Annotated in this window: 16 protein-coding genes; 6 read left to right on the top strand and 10 right to left on the bottom strand. The window is 66.0% G+C overall.

Features of this window, described 5'->3' with window-relative positions:
* Positions 1-107: 107 nt before the first annotated feature.
* The gene (locus LB572_RS08470) at positions 108-950 is read right to left on the bottom strand and encodes a LysR family transcriptional regulator (protein WP_224667408.1); all 843 of its coding nucleotides are present in this window, start codon (positions 948-950) and stop codon (positions 108-110) included.
* Positions 951-1,047: 97 nt separating this feature from the next.
* On the opposite strand from LB572_RS08470, the gene LB572_RS08465 reads away from it, so the two are divergent.
* A complete protein-coding gene (locus LB572_RS08465; RefSeq protein ID WP_224667407.1) occupies positions 1,048-2,016 on the top strand; it encodes a quinone oxidoreductase family protein in 969 nt (322 codons plus the stop codon).
* 51 nt (positions 2,017-2,067) lie between these two features.
* On the opposite strand, the gene map is transcribed toward LB572_RS08465, so the two are convergent.
* Positions 2,068-2,895, bottom strand: a complete 828-nt coding sequence (map, locus tag LB572_RS08460; RefSeq protein ID WP_224667406.1) for a type I methionyl aminopeptidase — start codon at positions 2,893-2,895, stop codon at positions 2,068-2,070.
* Positions 2,896-3,065: 170 nt separating this feature from the next.
* On the opposite strand from map, the gene LB572_RS08455 reads away from it, so the two are divergent.
* The 4 genes from LB572_RS08455 (at position 3,066) to LB572_RS08440 (ending at position 6,694) form a co-directional block, all read left to right on the top strand.
* Positions 3,066-3,461, top strand: coding sequence for a hypothetical protein (locus LB572_RS08455; RefSeq protein WP_224667405.1), 396 nt, complete (start codon positions 3,066-3,068; stop codon positions 3,459-3,461).
* A gap of 112 nt (positions 3,462-3,573) precedes the next feature.
* Positions 3,574-3,810, top strand: a complete 237-nt coding sequence (locus LB572_RS08450; protein ID WP_224667404.1) for a hypothetical protein — start codon at positions 3,574-3,576, stop codon at positions 3,808-3,810.
* A gap of 148 nt (positions 3,811-3,958) precedes the next feature.
* On the top strand, positions 3,959-4,930 hold the full coding sequence (locus tag LB572_RS08445; protein ID WP_140808351.1) for an ABC transporter substrate-binding protein: 972 nt from the start codon (positions 3,959-3,961) through the stop codon (positions 4,928-4,930).
* A 162-nt stretch (positions 4,931-5,092) separates the two neighbouring features.
* A complete protein-coding gene (locus LB572_RS08440) occupies positions 5,093-6,694 on the top strand; it encodes an ABC transporter permease (protein ID WP_224667553.1) in 1,602 nt (533 codons plus the stop codon).
* A 58-nt stretch (positions 6,695-6,752) separates the two neighbouring features.
* Here LB572_RS08440 and LB572_RS08435 read toward each other — a convergent pair whose 3' ends face one another.
* Complete coding sequence (locus LB572_RS08435; protein ID WP_224667403.1) at positions 6,753-7,796, bottom strand: ABC transporter ATP-binding protein; 1,044 nt, start codon at positions 7,794-7,796, stop codon at positions 6,753-6,755.
* A gap of 213 nt (positions 7,797-8,009) precedes the next feature.
* Here LB572_RS08435 and LB572_RS08430 point away from each other — a divergent pair, with 213 nt between their 5' ends.
* Positions 8,010-8,315, top strand: a complete 306-nt coding sequence (locus LB572_RS08430) for a DUF982 domain-containing protein (protein WP_140808355.1) — start codon at positions 8,010-8,012, stop codon at positions 8,313-8,315.
* A 31-nt stretch (positions 8,316-8,346) separates the two neighbouring features.
* Here LB572_RS08430 and LB572_RS08425 read toward each other — a convergent pair whose 3' ends face one another.
* From LB572_RS08425 to LB572_RS08395, 7 genes are all read right to left on the bottom strand, one after another.
* On the bottom strand, positions 8,347-9,033 hold the full coding sequence (locus tag LB572_RS08425; RefSeq protein ID WP_140808356.1) for an aspartyl/asparaginyl beta-hydroxylase domain-containing protein: 687 nt from the start codon (positions 9,031-9,033) through the stop codon (positions 8,347-8,349).
* 103 nt (positions 9,034-9,136) lie between these two features.
* Positions 9,137-10,630: an efflux transporter outer membrane subunit gene (locus tag LB572_RS08420; protein ID WP_224667402.1), complete on the bottom strand. Its 1,494-nt coding sequence runs from the start codon at positions 10,628-10,630 to the stop codon at positions 9,137-9,139.
* A 13-nt stretch (positions 10,631-10,643) separates the two neighbouring features.
* Entirely contained in the window at positions 10,644-13,802 is a 3,159-nt protein-coding gene (locus LB572_RS08415) for an efflux RND transporter permease subunit (protein WP_224667401.1), read from the bottom strand.
* A 3-nt stretch (positions 13,803-13,805) separates the two neighbouring features.
* A complete protein-coding gene (locus LB572_RS08410) occupies positions 13,806-15,098 on the bottom strand; it encodes an efflux RND transporter periplasmic adaptor subunit (RefSeq protein WP_140808365.1) in 1,293 nt (430 codons plus the stop codon).
* Entirely contained in the window at positions 15,082-18,228 is a 3,147-nt protein-coding gene (locus tag LB572_RS08405; protein WP_224667400.1) for an efflux RND transporter permease subunit, read from the bottom strand. Before LB572_RS08405 ends, LB572_RS08410 begins: the two co-directional genes overlap by 17 nt.
* On the bottom strand, positions 18,225-19,367 hold the full coding sequence (locus LB572_RS08400; protein WP_224667399.1) for an efflux RND transporter periplasmic adaptor subunit: 1,143 nt from the start codon (positions 19,365-19,367) through the stop codon (positions 18,225-18,227). Before LB572_RS08400 ends, LB572_RS08405 begins: the two co-directional genes overlap by 4 nt.
* Complete coding sequence (locus tag LB572_RS08395; protein ID WP_224667398.1) at positions 19,360-19,545, bottom strand: hypothetical protein; 186 nt, start codon at positions 19,543-19,545, stop codon at positions 19,360-19,362. Before LB572_RS08395 ends, LB572_RS08400 begins: the two co-directional genes overlap by 8 nt.
* Between the last annotated feature and the right edge of the window lie 114 nt (positions 19,546-19,659).

Below are 19,659 nucleotides of genomic sequence, written 5' to 3'. Positions count from 1 at the left end.
CCCTTGCCTGGATGCGGAAGGTGTCCTTGGCACGTCCCAATGCGCGCGGTGTTTCCAGCGCAGGCAGTCAAGGATGTGTGTATCGGGAAGGGGTCCCGCCGGTCTGCTTACCGGGCCTTGCCGCCAAGCTCGTCCATTACGGCGCGGATCATCGGTACATCCTTGATATCCGTATGCACGACCAGCCAGAGTTCACGCGTCAGCGGACCGTCCGGCAAAGGCAGTCGGGTCAAATTCAGACCTGCCGCCATGAAATCCGGCAGCAGCGCGACGCCGCCGCCAGCCTTGACGGTCGCCAATTGAAACTCCAGTGCCGTGGCGCGGATGGCGACGGGACGATCCGCGGCAATCCGCGCGAGCATCCTTTCCTGCGGCGACGAGGCCATGGTTTCCTCATAACCGACGAAGGACCAGTCCGCCTCGCGCGTCGCGGCGAGATAGGCGGGGTCGGCATAGAGGCTGAAGCCGATGTCGCCGATCTTGGTGACCGTCAGGTCGCCGTGTTCGGGTCGCGTCATCCGCACGGCGATGTCCGCCTCCCGTCGTCCAAGCGAGGCATAACGGGTCTCGCCGATGACCACGACATTTATTCCGGGATGCCTTTGCCGGAGGCGAACGAATGGCTCTGCCAGCAGCGCGGTTGCCAAGGCAGGCGGGGCGCTTACCCTGACCGTACCTGTGTGCCGATTGTCGGTATTCAATGCCGTACGTTCGATCGTCAGGGCATCTTCGCTCATCCGCGTGGCGATGCTGGCTATTTGCTGGCCCTTGGCCGTCAGCGAAAGACGCCGCCCGCGCCGGTCGACAAGCTTGGCGCCGATCTTCTCTTCCAGATGTACCACCCGTCTCGCTACCGTGGCATGCTCCACGCCGAGCGCGCGTGCGGCGGCCGAAAGCGTGCCCAGCAGTGAAAGAGCATGGAAATGGCGAAGGTCCTCCCAATCCAGCATCTGACTATTTTTTCCCATCAAATGGGGATTTATAGGCAATTTTCAATCAGCTTGCCATCTGCCATTCACCTGCCGGACATCAGGTTGGAGAATGAAGATGGATATCGCCGTTACGCTAGCCGCCACCGGAGGCGTCGACCAGCTGCGGGTGTCGGAGCGGGCGCCGCAATCTCCAGGTCCGCAAGAAATCCGTATCAGGCATGAGGCGATCGGCGTCAATTTTCTCGATATCTATCATCGCAAGGGCATCTATCCGCTGCCCTCCTATCCCGCCGTGCTTGGCGCCGAGGGAGCCGGTATCGTTGAGGCCGTCGGCGCCGAGATCGTGCTGCTCGCTCCAGGCGATCGTGTCGCCTACGCTGGCGCCCCGGTCGGCGCGTATAGCTCGACGCGCCTGCTGCCGGCGACCCGGGCGATCAAGCTGCCGGACGGCGTTGGCTCGCGCGCGGCGGCCGCATCGACGCTGAAGGGTATGACGGCCTACATGCTGCTCAACCGCACCTACGCCGTGAAGCCGGGCATGACGATCCTGGTTCATGCCGCTGCAGGCGGCCTTGGGGCTATCCTGGTCCGCTGGGCAAAACATCTGGGCGCAACGGTGATCGGCACGGTCAGCTCCGAGGAGAAGGCCGCTCTTGCTCGCTCTCACGGCGCCGACCATCTCATCGTCGGGCGCGACGCCGATCTGGTCCGGCAGGTCTTGGAGCTTACAGGCGGTCGAGGCGTCGACGTCGGCTATGACGGCATCGGCGGCGCCATGCTCGCCAAGACAATCCAATGCATACGGCCGTTCGGCACCGCCGTCAGCTTCGGCCAGGCGGCCGGACCGATCCCGCCGGTTTTGCTTGACCAGCTACGGCCCAACCGCGCTCTCGCCCACCCGAGCATAATGGCTGCGACCAACGATCAGGCTTTCTACACCGAAGCCGCGGCGGCCTTGATCGACGCCTTCAGTCTGAATATCGCGGCCGATGTTGGCGGGGAATTCGCGCTCGGTGAGGCAGCCCAAGCCCACACCGAACTCGAGGCGGGACGAACCACCGGAAGTTTGCTGCTGATCCCATAGACTGGCGCCAAACTCGCCGCTCGGTGGTCCCGCGGGCGCCAGTAGGCACCGCTAGGCCGGCAGGCCGGGGCGGTCGAGCTTTTTCGCCGACAGCGTGAAGATCTCGCAGCCGGTGTCGGTGACGCCGATCGTGTGCTCGTACTGCGCCGAGAGCGAGCGGTCGCGCGTGACCGCGGTCCAGCCGTCCGACAGCACCTTCACATGCGGCCGGCCGAGATTGATCATCGGCTCGACGGTGAAGATCATGCCCGGCCGCATCTCGACGCCTTCATTGACGGTGCCGTAATGCAGGATGTTCGGCGCATCGTGGAAAAGCTGGCCGACGCCGTGACCGCAGAAATCGCGCACCACCGAGCAGCGCTCGGCCTCGGCATAGGTCTGGATCGCGGCGCCGATTGCGCCGGTGCGGGCGCCGGGCCTGATCGCGGCGATGCCGCGCATCAGGCACTCATAGGTGACCTCGAGGAGCCGCTCGGCGGCGCGCTTGATCGTGCCCACCGGATACATGCGCGAGGAATCGCCGTGCCAGCCGTCGAGGATATAGGTGACGTCGATGTTGACGATGTCGCCTTCCTTCAGCGGCTTGTTGTCGGGAATGCCGTGGCAGACGACGTGGTTGATCGAGGTGCAGGACGACTTGGTGTAGCCGCGATAATTGAGCGTCGCCGGCAGCGCGCCATGGTCCATGCCGAATTCGAAGACGAAGCGGTCGATGGTTTCGGTCGTCACGCCGGGCTGTACCATCGGCACAAGCTCGTCGAGGCAGCGCGCGGTGAGGTCGCAGGCCTTGCGCATGCCGGCAAAGCCTTCCTCGCCATAGAGGCGGATCTGGCCGGTGTTTCGAAGGGGGGCCGTGGAGGCGTCTAGATAGGTAACCATTTTTGTCCGTTTGCCGACGTTGGCTCCAACGGAGCCGAATACGAAAATCTGCTCCAGATTTGGCACCGGAAGCCGCAAGGTTCAAGGACGAAGTGCGGTTGCCGCGTCCATTGCCGCTTTCCTTTGGCCATTCCATGGGTTAGGCCGGGTGCTGGTATCGGGAGATTGCCTTGACGGCACCTGAACGCGAAAGATCGATGCTGCTGCCGGCCAGGACCGCTTTTGCGGGCCTGATGGCGCTGCTGATGCTCGCGCTGCTGGGCTTCGCCCAGGCGGAAATCTCCGCGTCGGCCGTCTCGCTCTCGGGCGGCTCCAGCGTCAGCGCCGCCCGCCAGGGCGACACGATCGCGCTGCTCAGAACCACCGGCAAGGCCCCGGCGCTTGAAGCGAGGGCCAGCAGGCCGCTCCCGGTCAAGCTCCTCAGCGGCAATCACGGCGCGCTTGCGCCCGCATCCGGTTTCCTGGTTATCGGCCAGGCGTTGCCCGCCGAAATGGGCGTCACGGCCGTATCGGCAAGCGTAACAGCCGCACGCACCAACCAGCCGCGCGCGCCGCCCGCCGCGTAAAGCCTTAGCCGCCAAGCGCGGCCTTCAATCACAAACATTCCTTCGCGTCGCGACCCGGCGACGGCCGCTGGCCGTTCGCCGGTTGCGTGCGCGTCAATTCGAATTCCATTCAATGCAACGCATCAAGACGTTCAAGACACTTACACGCGCGGCCGCCGCGGCCTGCTTTCTGGCGATTCAGGCCGTGATCTGCCTCGGCACCCTCTACTGGGCCGTTGCCGCCACCGTTCGCATGGAAGGAACGGCGGCGATCGTGCTCGGAGCCATCTTCGCGCTGCCGTCCGCCTATGTTCTGATGGTGGTTACCCGCATGGCCTATGACGCCGAGACCGATCCGGCCAGCCAGTAACGGCAAGGGCATGGAAGAGGGACAAGGGGCAGGGCGATGCGGGTTGCGTCGCCCTGTCACATAATGGTTATCCTGCGGCCTTACTCAGGTTTTCCAGCCCCGGCGCCTGCCGGACTTCCCCAGCCGTAATCAAGAAACAGGTATTTCCATGCGCCAGATCGTTCTCGCCGCCCTATTGCTGGCATCCACCGTTGCGGGCGCCGCCGCCGACAGCACGCTGGTGCTCTACACCAGCCAGCCGAACACCGATGCCCAGCAGACGGTCGACGCCTTCATGGCGAAGAACCCGGGCATCAAGGTCGACTGGGTGCGCGACGGCACACCGAAGATCCTGGCCAAGCTGCATGCCGAGATCGAGGCCGGCCAGCCGCAGGCCGACGTGCTTCTGATCGCCGATGTCGTGACCATGGAAGGCCTGAAGAAGGAAGGCCGGCTGCTCGCTTATCCGGAAGCCAAGGTCGAGGGCCTCGACGCGGCGCTCTACGACAAGGACAGGACCTATTTCTCGACCAAGCTGATCACCACCGGCATCGTCTACAACACCAAGGCGCCTTTCGTGCCGACGAGCTGGGAAGACCTGAAGAAACCGGAAGCCAAGGGTCTGATCGCGATGCCCAGCCCGCTGACCTCGGGCGCGGCGATGATCCACACCGTCACGCTCACCGGCAATCTGGCGGAGGGCTGGGACTATTACGGCGCGCTCGCCAAGAACGGCGCGCAGGCCAGCGGCGGCAATGGCGACGTGCTGAAGGCGGTCAGCGGCGGCGACAAGCTGTTCGGCATGATCGTCGACTACATGCCGATCCGCGAGAAGGCCAAGGGTGCGCCGGTGGAGTTCGTCTTCCCGAAGGAAGGCGTTTCCGCCGTCACCGAACCGGTCGCGATCCTCTCGACTGCCAAGAACCAGGAAGCCGCCAAGGCCTTCGTCGATTTCCTGCTGTCGAAGGACGGGCAGGAAGTGGCCGCCAAGATGGGCTACATCCCGGCCCGTGCCGATGTCGCGCTGCCGGCCGGCTATCCGGACCGCGCCTCGATCAAGGTGCTCGACTATGACGCGGCGGCGGCGCTGGCCAATGATGCGCAGAACAAGGAAAAGTTCAGCGCGGTGATGAGCCAGTAGGCGGCCCGGAAGGGAACTTTGGCCACCGCGGAACATCGCGTTGCCGGGCCAGGCCCGGCATTGCCGCAGGCGGGCGGTTTCGCGCAGTCAGGCCCGATATTCGGCCAGCGTCTGTCGGCCCTGGCTGTGCTGCTGGTCATCGCTGTGCTCAGCCTGCTGCCGATGGCGCGTCTCGTGCTTGCGGCGATCGCGCCCGGGGGAGCGGTCGATTTCGCCGCCTTTGCCGGGCGGCTTGCCGGCCCCGCCGCGCTCAAGGCGATGTGGCACACGCTGGACACGGCCTTTTTCGGCGCGCTGCTGGCGCTCTGCCTCGGCATTCCGTTCGCCATCGCGGTGACGATGACCGATCTGCCAGGACGAAAGATCCTCGGCTTCCTGCTGCTTCTGCCGCTGATGATCGCGCCGCAGGTCACGGCGCTCGCCTGGCTGCATCTCTTCGGCCCGTCGAGCACGCTGCTCGGCATGCTTGGGCTGGCGCCGGTGCCCGGCAGCGGCAACCCGATGCTGGGCCGTGGCGGCATCATCCTTCTCTACGGCGTGCAACACGCGCCTATCGTGTTCATCACCATGCGGGCCGGGTTGTCGCGCGTGCCGCGCGATCTGGTCGAGGCGGCGCGGTCCTGCGGCGCGCGGCCGCTCGGCGTGCTGCGGACCATCGTGCTGCCCGTCGTGCGACCCTATGTGGTGGCCGCTGCGGCGCTTGCCTTCGTTTCCGGTGTCGGCAATTTCGGCATACCGGCGCTTCTCGGTATGCCCGTCAATTACCTGACGCTGCCAACCCTGATCTATCAGGACCTATCGAGTTTTGGCCCTGGTGTGTTGCCTCAGATCGCGGCCCTGTCGGTGCTGGTCGGCGCGCTGGCGCTTATCGGCATGGTGTTCCAGTCGCTGGCGCTGCGCGGCGCCGGGCACCGCATCGTTGCCGGCACGCCGGCGCAATTCGAGCTCGGAGGCTTGCGCGTGCCGCTCGCCTGTGCCGGCTGGACGGTCATCGGCCTGGTCCTCATACTTCCGGCCTGCGCGCTGCTGGCGACGTCGCTGGTACCGTCCTTCGGCGTGCCGCTCGGCCCGCGCACTGCAACGATCGCCAACTATACGGAAGTGCTTATCCGGCAAGCGTCCACGGTGCGGGCCTTCCGCAACTCGCTGCTCTTTGCCGGCGGCGCGGCCCTGATCCTTGCCCTTGGCGTCATTCCGATGGCCGCTCGGCTTGAGCGTTTCGACAGGCGCTGGCGGCGCGTGCTCGGCGGCATCGTCGACCTGCCTTACACGATCCCCGGCGTGGTGCTGGCGATCGCCTGCATCCTTTTGTTCCTGCGGCCGCTGCCGCTGATCGGCAGCCTCTATGCGACCGCGTCGATCATCCTGGTCGCCTACGCCATGCGCTTCCTGACGCTGGCGATGAAACCGGTGACGACGGCGGTGGGACAGATCCCACGCGATCTCGACGAGGCGGCGGCAGTGTCCGGCGCCGGTCCGCTCCGGCGGCTCGCGACGATCACCGCGCCGCTCGCGGCGCCCGCGGCCGCGGCGGGCGGTCTGCTGGTGTTCATGAGCGCCTTCAACGAGTTGACGGTCTCGGCATTGCTGTGGTCGAGCGGCAAGGAAACGCTCGGCGTCGTGCTGTTCAGCCTGGAGGAGGCGGGGCTCGGCACGCAGGCGGCGGCAATTGCCGTGTCCACGATCGCCGTCGTCATCGTGCTGCTTCTGGCGCTGGATCGGTTCGGCCGTCGCTTGCCGGCAGGCGTGTTGCCCTGGCGATGACCTTTGTTTTCTGCAATTCCGGACGGAAAACCGCTACACACTTTTCCTGGAATTGCTCTCAGGCGCCCGGCACCACCCAGGCGTCGGACACGGCGACATGCACATGCTGCCCCGTCGCCAGCGCCTCGGTGCTGTCGACCAGCAGATGCTGTCCGGCCTCAGCGAGCGCCAGCCGCACTTCGTGCACCGGCCCTCGGTAGACGCTGTCCAGCACTGTCGCCGGCAGGCCCTCGGCCGCGATGCGCAAGGCTTCCGGGCGCAGCAGGACCTTGACCGCGCCGACCGGCTTGTCGTGGCTGCGCGCCGCGAGCCGGTGGCCGGCGATATCGACGATCGAGGCCTTGTCCGAATGGCCGACGGTGTTGCCTGAGACCAGGCTGCCACGGCCGACGAAGCCGGCAACAGCGGCGTCGGCGGGAGAACGATAGATTTCCTGCGGGGGGGCGGCCTGCAGCAGCCTGCCTTTGCTCATCACGGCGACGCGGTCGGCAAGCGCCAGGGCCTCGGCCTGGTCATGCGTGACATAGACGATGGTCGCGCCGGTGCGGCGATGGATATCGCGGAAGGCGTCGACCATCGCGGCGCGCAGATGCATGTCGAGGTTGGCGAGCGGCTCGTCGAACAGGATGATCCTGGCCTCGGCGACCAGGCAGCGCGCGAGCGCGACGCGCTGCCGCTGACCGCCCGACAACTCGTCGATGCGGCGCTTGGCGAAGCCGCCCAGACCGACGATGTCGAGCACAGCCGTGACGCGGGCTGGGATATCCGCGGAGGGCACATGCCGAGCCCTCAGCGGATAGGCGACGTTTTCGGCGACATCCATGTGCGGCCATAGCGCATAGGACTGGAAGACGACGCCGACATTGCGCGCCTCCGGTGGCAGCTGCCGCTTCGGGTCGGCGACAAGCGCGTCACCAAGGAACACGCGGCCTTCGCTCGGCGCCTCGAAGCCGGCGATCAGGCGCAGCATCGTCGTCTTGCCGCAGCCGGAAGGGCCGAGCAGCGCCGTGAACGATCCCTGCGGAAAGGCCAGCGAAACGCCGTCCAGCGCGGTGGTGCCGCCATAGCGCTTGATCAGAGACTCGACCCGGATTTCGCTCATCTTTTCGCCCGCGGCAGCTGTGATGGCCGGCAATACGGTGGAAATCCGGCATTGGCAATGCAGCCGGCATCGATCCGGACTGACGCCGATCTGCCGCACCGGCGAACCTAATCTTCACCGCACTGAGGTCACATTTGCGAGTCAGAAGGCCGCAAAAGAAACTTTTCAGAACGAGCGGCGTTGCTCCGGTTGCGCCAGTTCGGGAGACAGGGAATGGACAGACTGCAATTCGAGGTGCCGGTGCGCATCACGCCCGCGCCTGGCCTGCCGGTCGAGGAAATCTACAGCGTCGAGCAGGCGCTCGATTTCCTGCAGGATTGGCCGAAGCGCCGGCAGGGCAAGGTCTACGACGCCGCGTTCAACGCCTGCTTCGGCGCGACGGTCGATGTGGCCAGCGCCGAGGAAGCCTGCCGCGCCTTCGCAGCCTTCTGCCGCGTCAGCGGATTGCTGGCGAGGGACGCCATGTTCCCCGGCAAGCGTGGCAGCAGGGCAGGGACCTATCGCGAGGCACGTGCTTGAAGCGTGACGCGCTTGAGCCTTTGCAGCTGGTTCAGCCGCCGAACGACACGCCACGATAGCGCATCCCCACCTGCACGCCGCGTACGATCACGCGCGACAGGATTTCCATATCCAGCGGCATTTGCGGACGCCACACGTCGAGCAGGAGAGCGACACGGGGCTGATCCGAGTTGTTCATGACTTCGTGCTCGAAAGTATCGTCCCAGAGCATGCATTCGCCGTCGGCGATGCGCCTTTCCTCGTGATTGATCATCATGATCGTTGCCGGACGACCGTCCGGCTGCTTCGGGATGACCAGGCCAAGATGGAACCGCATGATGCCGCGAAAAGGCCCGCGGTGCGGCGGGATGTGCTTGCGCGGGGCCAGGAACGAGACAGCCGCCGATTTGACCTCGGGGCACTCCGAAAGCAACCGGCTCAGGACCGGCATCCTTGCGATGTTTTCCGGAACGGTCATGTCGTAGGCCTTGAGCACGAACATGCGCCAGTCGAGACCATCATTGGCCGAGATATCGGCCTGCTCCGGCATGATGTCGTGGAAGCGCGGCGCCTTGTTCAGCTTCGCCGCCAGCGCCTCATCGCGGATATCCTGCCAGGCGGCGGTGAACTTCGCGGCATTGGGAAAATGCGTGCCGGCATCAAGAATGGCCGGTGCATCTATGCGCTTTTCATAGATACGGCGGACCAGATTGGTTCCCAGATCGTAGGCGCCTGACATCTCATTACCTCAACGACGCTTTTATATAGCGGGATATTGCGTGCGGGCATCGCTCACGCGAATTTGTAGACACCGTGCGCCCCGATCCCCGCTGGCCTTCGTATCACTGGGTCTTCGACGCCAGCCGCGGACCGGTGCGGACGTCGATGATTTCGGGCCTGGCGGTCTCGATCGCGCCGTTCCAGCCGCCGCCTAGGGCCTTGTTGAGGGCTATATAGTCGGTGGCGATCGAGACGCGGCTTTGCAGGACGGAATCGTCGGCGGAATAGGCCGAGCGTTCGGCATCGAGCACGTCGAGAAGGCTGGTCTCGCCGGCCTTGTAGAGCGTTCTTTCAAGCCGCGCGGCATCGCCGTAGGACTTCGCGGAGGAGGCGAGCTTGCCGTTCCTGATGCGCTCCTGCGACAGCGAAACCGTGGCGTTTTCCACGTCTTCCAGCGCCGTCAGCACGGCAGCCTTGTAGGCGACGAAATACTGGTCGCGCTGGGCTTTGGCGACGTCGACGGCTGCCTGCAACTGGCCGCCATTGAACAATGGCACGCTGAGCGTGGGGCCAAAGGACCAGCCGATGGTGGAGTTCTTGCCGAGATCGCCGAGCTTGAGAGCCGTGGTGCTTATGTCGCCGGTCAGGCTGACGCTCGGATAGCGCGCCGCCTCGGCCCGGCCGATCTTGGCGGTGGACTGCGCATATTGCCGCTCGGCCAAGCGCACGTCCGGGCGGGTGAGCAGGATGTCGGCCGGGATACCGGTCGGGATCGGCAGGCGCGGCGCCGGGATCGGTGTCGGGCGCTTCAGGCGCTCGTTGAGCGCCGCCGGCGGGCGCCCGGTCAGCACGGAAAGGCGATGCACGGCCTCGGCATAACTTGCTTCCAGGCTTGGAATGCCGGCTTCCGTGCTGCTGGCCTGTCCTTCCGCCTTGGCGACATCCGCCGCGGTCGCCGAGCCGGCCAGAGCCATCGTGCGGGTGAGTTGGGCGGTTTGCCGCTGCGATGCGGCAGAGCGCCGGGCAAGCGCTATGCGGGCCTGGTAGCCGCGTGCCTGGGCATAATTCGAAGTCACATCGCCAACCAGCGTGAGAAGGGTTGAACGCAGCTCCTCCTCGGAGGCGTCCAGTCCGTAGCTCGCCGCCTCGACGCCCCTGCGGTTGGCGCCGAAAAGGTCGAGTTCCCAGCTGGAATCGAAGCCCGCCTGGTATTGGCTATAGGTCTCGCTGGCCGTCGTGCCCGCGCTGGTTGCGGAAACCCGGTTGCGACTGGCCGATGCTGAACCGTCCGCGGAGGGGAGCAACGTGCCGACCGACTGGCGGTAGCTCGCCCGCGCCTCACGAATCTTGGCCTTGGCGCTTGCCACATCGAGATTGCCGGCAACCGCTTCGTCCACAAGCGCGTTCAGCTCGGGATCGCGCAGGCGCTGCCACCATTTCGACAATTGCGCCGGCTTGGCCGGCTTGCCCGCCTTCTGCCCGCCCCAGCTTGCCGGCATCGCCAGCAAAGGCTTCTGGTAATCCGGACCGACGACGCATCCCGAAAGCAGGGCAGCGGCAAACGCGGGCAAAAAGAGCCCCTTCGCGGTCGCGAGACCGCGTTCAAAATCAAACATTTGAGAGAAACCTTTATTCCGGAGTGGCTGTGGCTTGTGTCCCGCCCGAATTCTGCCCGCCCGTATCCTGCTTGGCCGCCCTGCCTTTGAAGATGCGGCGCACCGTGACGAACAATAGCGGCACCAAAAAGACGCCGATCACGGTCGCCGCGATCATGCCGCCCATGACGCCGATGCCGACCGAGTTCTGCGCGCCGGAGCCCGCGCCGCTGGCAATCGCAAGCGGCGTGACGCCAAGGATGAAGGCCAGCGAGGTCATCAGGATCGGCCGCAGGCGTTGTCGCGCCGCTTCGAGCGTCGCTTCTACCAGCCCCATTCCGGCCGATTGCCGCTCGATGGCGAACTCGACGATGAGGATGGCGTTCTTGGCGGCAAGACCGATCGTGGTCAGCAGCCCGACCTTGAAATAGACGTCGTTGGTTTGGCCGAAGAGGGTGGCCGCCGCCAGCGCGCCGAAAATGCCGATCGGCACCGACAGCATGACGGCGAACGGGATCGACCAACTCTCGTAAAGCGCGGCAAGGCAGAGGAAGACGACCAGCGCCGAGATCGCGTAGAGCGACATCGCCTGGTTGCCGGAAAGCCGCTCCTGGTGCGACAGCCCCGTCCATTCATGCGAATACCCGGCCGGCAGTTGCGCGACCAGCCTGTCGATCTCGTCCATCGCGGCGCCGGAGCTTTGGCCCGCGGCCGCGGCACCCTGGATCTCCACAGCCGCCGAGCCGTTGTAGCGTTCGAGGCGGGGCGATCCATAGGTCCAGTGGCTGGAGGCGAAGGTCGAGAACGGCACCATGGCGCCGCCGGAGTTGCGGACCTGCCATTTGTCGAGGTCTTCCGGCTGCATGCGGAAGTCCGGGTCCGACTGCAGATAGACCGGCTTCACCCGGCCGCGATCGATGAAGTCGTTGACGTAGTCGCTGCCCCAGGCGGTCGACAGCGTGTTGTTGATGTCGGCGAGGCTGATGCCGAGCGCGCTGGCCTTTTCCTGGTCGATGTCGACCGAAAATTGCGGCTGATCCTCCTGGCCGTTAGGGCGGGTGTTGGCGAGCAGCGTGCTCTTCGCGGCCAAGCCCAGAAGCTGGTTGCGCGTCTGGATCAGCGCCTCATGGCCGGCGCCGTTGACGTCCTGCAGGTAGAAATCGAAGCCGTTGGTGTTGCCGAAGCCCTGGATGGCGGGCGGGGCAAGCGCGAAGACCTGGGCGTCCCTGATCGTGGAGAAGGCGCCCATGGCGCGGCCGGCGACCGCCGAGGCGGCGAGCGCCGGCGTCTTGCGCTGGTCGAAATCCTTCATCCGCACGAAGGCGATGCCGACATTCTGTCCGGCGCCGCCGAAGCCGAAGCCGGAAGCGGTGAACACGCCTTCGACCGCGTCCTTCTCTTCGTTGAGATAATGGTTGGTCACCTCAGCCAGCACGCGCTCGGTGCGATCCTGCGTCGCGCCGACCGGCAGCGATGCGCTGGTGATCAGGATGCCCTGATCCTCGTCCGGCAGGAACGAGCTCGGCAGGCGGGCGAACATCCAGCCCATGCCGATGACGATGGCCAGGAACACGGCGAGGAATCGCCACGAGCGGTTGATGATGCCGTGCGAGCCGTCGCGGTAGGCGATCGTGCCGCGATCGAAGACGCGGTTGAACCAGCCGAACGGACCTCTTTGCGTCGCATGGTCCTTGGCCGGGCGCAGGATCGTGGCGCAGAGCGCCGGCGTCAGCACCAGTGCCACCAGCACCGAGAGCACCATCGCCGAGACGATGGTGACGGAGAATTGCCGGTAGATGATGCCGGTGGAACCGCCGAAGAAAGCCATCGGCACGAACACGGCCGATAGCACGGTGGCGATGCCGATCAGCGCGCCGGTGATCTCGTTCATCGATTTGCGCGTCGCCTCTTTCGGCGGCAAGCCTTCCTCCTGCATCACGCGCTCGACATTCTCGACCACGACGATGGCGTCGTCGACGAGCAGGCCGATGGCTAGGACCATGGCGAACATGGTGAGGGTGTTGATGGAATAGCCGAAGAAGGACAGCACGCCGAATGTGCCGAGCAGCACGACAGGCACCGCGATCGTCGGGATGATGGTGGCGCGCAGGTTCTGCAGGAAAAGCAGCATCACCAGGAACACCAGCACGATCGCTTCGGCGAGCGTCTTCACCACTTCCTCGATCGACAGGCGCACGAAGGGCGAGGTGTCGTACGGGTAGACGACCTCGACGCCTTGCGGGAAGGTCGAGCTCAGGCGGTTGATGGTCGCGCGCACCGCCTCGGCGGTGCTGATGGCGTTGGCGCCGGTCGCCAGGTTGACGGCGACGCCGGCGGCCGGCTTGCCGTTGTAGTGGGCTTGCGTGGTGTAGCTTTCGGCGCCGATCTCGACCTTGGCGACATCGTTCAGCCGCACCAGCGAGCCGTCGGTGTTGCTCTTGAGGATGATGTTGCGGAACTGTTCGGCGGTCTGCAGCCGGCTCTTGGCCGTCACCGTGGCGTTGAGCTGCTGGCCCTTGCGCGCCGGCAAGCCGCCAAGCTGGCCCGCCGAAACCTGCGTGTTCTGCGCCTCGATCGCGGTGGCGACATCGGTCGGCATCAGCGCATATTGCGCCAATTTGTCGGGGTCGAGCCAGATGCGCATGGCATAGCCGGATCCGAAGAGCTGCGTCGAGCCGACGCCTTCGACGCGCTTCAGCGTGTCGTTGACGGTGCTGTCGACATAGTCGGCGAGGTCGGTCGAGTTCATCTTGCCGTCGCTGGAGACGAAGCCGATGACCATCAGGAAGCCGGTCGAGGATTTGGAGACGGTGATGCCGTTGCTCTGGACGACCTGCGGCAACTGCGACTGCACCAGCTGCAGCTTGTTCTGCGTCTGCACCTGGGCGGTGTCGGGATTGGCGCCGCTGGTGAAGGTCAGCGTGATCGAGGCCGAGCCGGTCGAGGTCGACGTCGCCGTCATGTAATCGAGATTGTCGATGCCGGTCATGCCCTGCTCGATGACCTTGGTCACCGAGTTCTCGACCGTCTGGGCATCGGCGCCGGGGTAGGTGGCGCTGATGTTGACGGTTGTGGGTGCGATCTGCGGATATTGCGAGATCGGCAGCGACTGCAGCGCGAGCAGGCCGCCCAGCATGATCACGATGGCGATCACCCAGGCGAAGATCGGCCGGTTGATGAAGAAACCCGACATCGCTCAGTTCCCGGTTGCGCCAGAGGCTGGTTGCTTTGCGGCGCCGGCGGCGTTGCCGCCTGCGGGGGCGGCCGAGGCGGAGCTCTGCTCGCGGTCCTTGATCTCGCCGGTCGTCTCGTCGATCGTCACCTCGGCGGCGGTTGCATCGCCGCCGGCGCGCACCAGCTGCAAACCCTCGACGATGACGCGGTCGCCATCGCTGATGCCGGAATCGACCAGCCAGTTGTTGCCGACACTGTTGCGCACGCTGAGCGTCCGCTGCTCGACCTTGCCCTGGGCGTTGACGACCATGGCCGTCGCCTGGCCCTTGGGATCGCGGGTGACGCCGCGCTGCGGCACAAGGAAGCTGTTCTGGGCGACACCTTCCTCGACGATGGCGCGCACATACATGCCGGGTAAGAGCAGCCGGTCGGGATTGGGGAACTGGGCTCTGAGCGCGAAGGTGCCGGTGGACTGGTCGACATTGGCGCCGGCGAATTCCAGCTTGCCGTTCTGCGCATAGATGGTGCCGTTGTCGAGCTTCAGCTTGACGCTGACATTGGGCCCGCTGAACTTCAGCCTGCCTTCGTTGATCGCCTGGCGCAGGTTGAGCAGGTTGGTGCTGGACTGCGTGACGTCGACATTGATCGGGTCGAGCGAGCGAATAGTGGTCAGCACCGTTTCCTGGTTGGCCGTGACCAGCGCACCCGGCGTCAATGTCGATTTGTCGATCCGGCCGGCGATCGGCGCGGTGATCGAGGTGCGGTTGAGGCTGATCTTGGCGGTCTCGACGCTGGCCTTGGCCGAAGCGACGTCGGCCTGGGCCTGCGCCAGCGTCGCGGCGGCATCGTCGTAATCCTGCTTCGAGACCACGTTCTGCTTCAGCAGCCCGGAATAGCGGTCGAACTTCGCCTGCGCGGTGGGGACGGCGGCTTCCGCCTTCTGCTGCGTGGCGACGGCGCTGTCATAGGCGGCCTGATAGCTCGCCGGATCGATGAGGTAGAGCGGCTGTCCCGCCACCACCTCGGCGCCTTCCTGGAACAGGCGCTGCTGGATGATGCCGTCGACCTGCGGGCGCACCTCGGCGACGAGCGAGGCGGCGGTGCGACCGGGCAGCTCGGCGGTGATCGCGACCGATTGCGGATGCAGCGTGACGACGCCGACCTCGGGCCTGCCGACGCCGCCCATGCCGGGCGGCACCTGGCTCTTTTCCTGCGAGCAGGCCGCCAGGAGAAGCGTGGCGCACAGTATTCCTGCCCAGGGAGACAGGCGGCGCGGCCTCGCCAGCGACGGAGAACGATCAGGTTGGGTATGCATTGGTTGGATCTTTCCCTGGAGTTGCGGTTCTCGCCTGGCCGGCCGCGCCGGGGGCTTCGACCAACAGCTTGCCGAGATGGCGGGCGAGGAAGCTCTGGATGTCGTCCATGAAGGTGTAGATCACCGGCACGTAGACGAGGCTGAGCACGGTCGAGGAGAGGAGCCCGCCGATCACGGCGATCGCCATCGGCGCCCGGGTCTCGGCGTCGGCGCCGATGCCAAGCGCGATCGGCAGCATGCCGGCGCCCATGGCGATCGATGTCATGACGATGGGCCGGGCGCGCTTGCGGGCGGCGTCGAGCAGTGCCTCGAAGCGGCTCATGCCATGCTCCTTCTCGGCGACCAGGGCATATTCGACGAGCAGGATCGAGTTCTTGGCCGCGATGCCCATCAGCATCAGTATGCCGATCAAAGGCGAGATGCCAAGTGCCTTGCCGGTGACCAGAAGGAAGCCGAGCGCGCCGCCGACCGACAGCGGCAACGCCACCAGGATGGTCACCGGCTGCACGAAGCTGCGGAAGAGCAGCACCAGCGTCAAGTACATCAGGATGATGCCGGCGGCGATCGCGGTGGCGAAGCCGGAAAACAGCTCCTGCATGCGCTGGGCATCGCCGCGCGCCAGCTCGTGCACGCCTTGGGGCAGGCTTTCCATGATCGGCAGCGCGCGAATGGCGGTCGTCGCCTGGCCAAGCGTCAGGCCCGAGAGATCGGCCTCTATCGTCGCGCTGCGGCTGCGGTCGACACGCGTGATGCTGTTCGGCCCGGCATTGAAGCCGATGTCGGCGACGGCGCCGAGCGGCACCGTGCCCTTGCTGCCGGCCAGTGGCAGGACGGCAAGCTTGGCCGGGTCGTCGATGGCTCCGTCGGGCAAGGTGACGACGATCGACACCTGGCGGTCGCCGAGATTGTATTTCGCCAAGCTGGTGTCGGTGTCGCCGATGGTGGCGATCTTCACTGTCGCGGCGATCTCGGTCGGCGTGACGCCAAGCTCGGCAGCCTTGGCGCTGTCGGGCCGCACGATCAGCTCGGGCTTGGTGGTTGCGGCCGTCGAGGTCGGGTTGATGAGGCCCGGCACGGATTTCATCTCCTCGATCAGCGCGTTGCTCGCCTTCTCGAGCGCCGCGCCGTCGTCGCCGACCAGCGTGATCGACACCTTGGCGCCGGCGAAGCCGTCGGCGCCAAACTGGATGCGGGCGCCGGGGATGCCGTTGAGCTTCGGCGAAGCCTCGGCCTCGAACTGCTGCTGGCTCATGCTGCGTTCGGCGCGCGGCTTGAGGTTGACCGTGATGGTCGCGGTGCGCACCTCGGCCGAGCTCGAGCCCTGGTTCGGCCCGCCACCCGACGAGACGGCCGTGCCGATGGTGGCGAACACGCCGTCGACGGCCGGCTCCTGCTCGAGCCGCTTGGTGATCTCCTGCACCACCGCCGTAGTCTGCTCGATGGTCGAACCGGGCTGCAGCTCGACCGAGATCATCGAGCGGCCGCGATCGGCCGCCGCCATGAATTCGGTCGGCAGCTTCGTTGCCAGCGCCATCGAGCCGGCGAAGAAGGCGATGCCGGCCAATAGCGTGATCCAGCGGTGGTCGAGCGCCTTGCGCAGCAGCCAGAGATAGGTCGGCACCCAGGCTGGCAGGTCGTCCTCGTCATGGCCGCCGGCACGCACCAGATAGGCGCCCATCAGCGGGGTGAGCATGCGCGCCACCAGCAGCGAAAACAGCACCGACACGCAGACGGCGACGGCAAAGGAGAAGAAGAACTTGCCGGGAATGCCGGGCATGAAGGCCACGGGCAGGAACACGGCGACGATGGTGGCGGTGGTCGCCACCACGGCCAGCCCGATCTCGTCCGCAGCTTCGATTGCCGCCTGGTAGGCGCTGACGCCGGTCTGGCGCATGTGGCGCACGATGTTCTCGATCTCGACGATCGCGTCGTCGACGAGGATGCCGACCACTAGCGACAGCGCCAGCAAGGTGATGTTGTTGAGCGAGATGTCGAAGGCCGCCATCACCGCGAAGGTCGGGACCAGCGACAGCGGCATTGCCACCGCCGACACCAGCGTCGCCCTGATGTCGCGTAGGAACAGCCAGACCACGCCGATGGCGAGCAGGGCGCCGAGCCAGAGCGCCTCGAGGGCGGCGTCATAGCTTTCTTGGACGAAGCCAGACGAGGAGGTGACTTCGGTGAACCTTGCCTTCGTGGTCTTCGCGCCCATGTCGGCGATCGCGGCGCGGGCGGCCTTGACCACATCGATTTCGCTCGAGCCGACCGATCTGTAGACGTTGAAGGCGACGACCTGCCTGCCGTCGAGATAGGCGGCCTGGCGCGGCTTCTCCCAGCTGTCGACGACGGTGCCGAGGTCGGAGAGCTTGACGTCGCCGGCACCATTGAGCGCGATGCGGGTATCGGCCAGCGCCTCGAGCGTCGTGGCGCTGGCGAGCGTGCGCACCGACTGCTCCTGGCCGCCGATATTGGCGCGGCCGCCCGGCTGGTTGACGTTGTTGGAGGCGAGCGTCTGGCTGACATCGCCGGCGCTGATGCCGAGCGCCGCAAGGCGGTCGGGGTCGAGCTCGACGCGGATGACCCGGTCGACGCCGCCGGAACGGGTGATCTTGGAGACGCCGTCGACACCGAGCAGGACCTTAGCGACGTCGTTGTCGATGTACCAGCTTAGTTGATCGGGCGACATGGTCGGCGCCTCGACGACAAAGGTCAGCACCGAATTGCCGGTTGCGTTGACCTTCGCCACGACCGGCGTCTGCGCGGTGGCAGGCAGGCTGGACTGCACGCCGGAAACGGCGTTGCGGACATCGTTGGTGGCGGTCTCCGGGTCGGTGCCGAGGGTGAACTCGACCGTGGTGACGGACGAGCCCTCGCTGATCGAGGTCGAGACGTCGTCGACGCCTTCGAGGGTCGCGACCGCGTTCTCGATGACGCGCGCCACCTGGACTTCCATTTCGCTCGGCGCCGCGCCCGGCTGCGCCACCGTGACTGTGACGGTCGGCAGGTCGATGTCGGGCATGTTGTTGGTGCGCAGATGCATGAAGCCGTAGACGCCGGCGATCGCGAGCGACAGGAATAGCACGATGGTCGGAACCGGATTGCGGATCGACCAGGAGGAGATGGCATTCATTGTGCCCGCTCCGCCGTGCTTGCGGCATCGGCCGTCGCTTCGCCGGCAGCGACGCGTACGAGGTTGCCGTCGTTGAGGAAGCCAGCGCCGGCGACGACGACGGAGAGGCCTTCCGACAAGCCGCGTTGGATGGCGACGCGGCCATTCTGGCGCGTGCCGGTGGCGACGGGACGCGCGCTGACCTTGCCTTGATCGTCGACGACGAACACGGCCGGCTTGCCGTCATGCCAGACCAGGGCCGTCTCGGCGACGGCGAGTTGCCGGGACGCCGCCGTCTCGATGGTGACGCGGGCAAACATGCCAGGCTTCAGGCCCGAGCCTTCACCGACCGCGACATAGACGGTGGCGAGACGCGTCGTCGCGTTGACCGTCTCGGCTATCTGGGAAACGCTGCCGGAAAAGGCGCGACCGGACGCGTCGACGATCTTCGCCGCCTGACCGACCGAGATCGCCGCCAGATCCTTTTCAGGGACGAGGACGCCGACCTCCAACTTGCCGTCGCGGATGATCTTCATCAGCTCGGTGCTGGCCTGGACGATGGAGCCAGCCACGGCCGGCTTGCTGGAGACGACGCCATCAAAGGGGGCGCGGATGGTCGTCCTGTCGAGTTGGGCCTGCAGCCGCTCGGCGGCGGCTTCGGCCTGGTCGACGCCGGCCCTGCCGGTCTTGACGGCGGTCGCCTTTTCCTCGGCGGTCTCCGTGCTGACGGCGTTGCTGGCCAACAGCTTGTCGGCGCGCGCGGCGGCCGACAGCGCGGAGTCGAGCGTCGCCTGCGCCTGGGCGACGGCTGCCTTCTGCTCGGCAAGCTGGGCCTTGAGAAGCGAGTCGTCCAACCGGGCGACGACATCGCCGGCCCTTACATGGTCGCCCTCGGCCGTCAGGACCTCGGCCAGGCGCAGGCCGCTCTCTTCCGCGCCGATCGTCGCTTCCTGCCAAGCGGCCACCGTGCCGGTGGCGCTGACGGAGGACGTGATCGCCTCGGGACGGACCCGCTCCACTGAAACGGTGAGCGTGGCGGCCTGAGCAGGCGCGGCTTTCCCGACCTCCGGCTCCGGCGCCCCGCGGCCATAGGCCTTCAGCATCGCGGCGACGCCGGCCGCGACCAGTACGGCGACGAGGAGAAGATGGCTTTTACGCAATTTTCCGGTCATGATTTTCGGTGTTCGATGGCGAGATCGGAAGCGACAGGCGGTAGGCGGCGAAGCTCAGCCGGATCGCCCCCTTGAGCACCTGCTTCGACAGGATCCGCTGCGTGGCACTGGCGCCGGGGCGGATCGTCAGAGGCGAGCCCACGGAGGCAAGCAGCCGCAGCATCATCAGGGCTTCCCACATCATAATGCGTTCCATGCTTGCTGGCGGACGCGCGGGGGCGTCCGCCAATTCGCAAAAAAAGTACCGGCCGGCCCTTGAACGGGTGGGTCAGGGGAGCCG

This window comes from Mesorhizobium sp. BH1-1-5 (assembly GCF_020165615.1).
Classification (GTDB): Bacteria; Pseudomonadota; Alphaproteobacteria; order Rhizobiales; family Rhizobiaceae; genus Mesorhizobium.
Note: the sequence above shows the minus strand (reverse complement) of the source record. Positions and strands in the feature narration are given on the sequence as shown.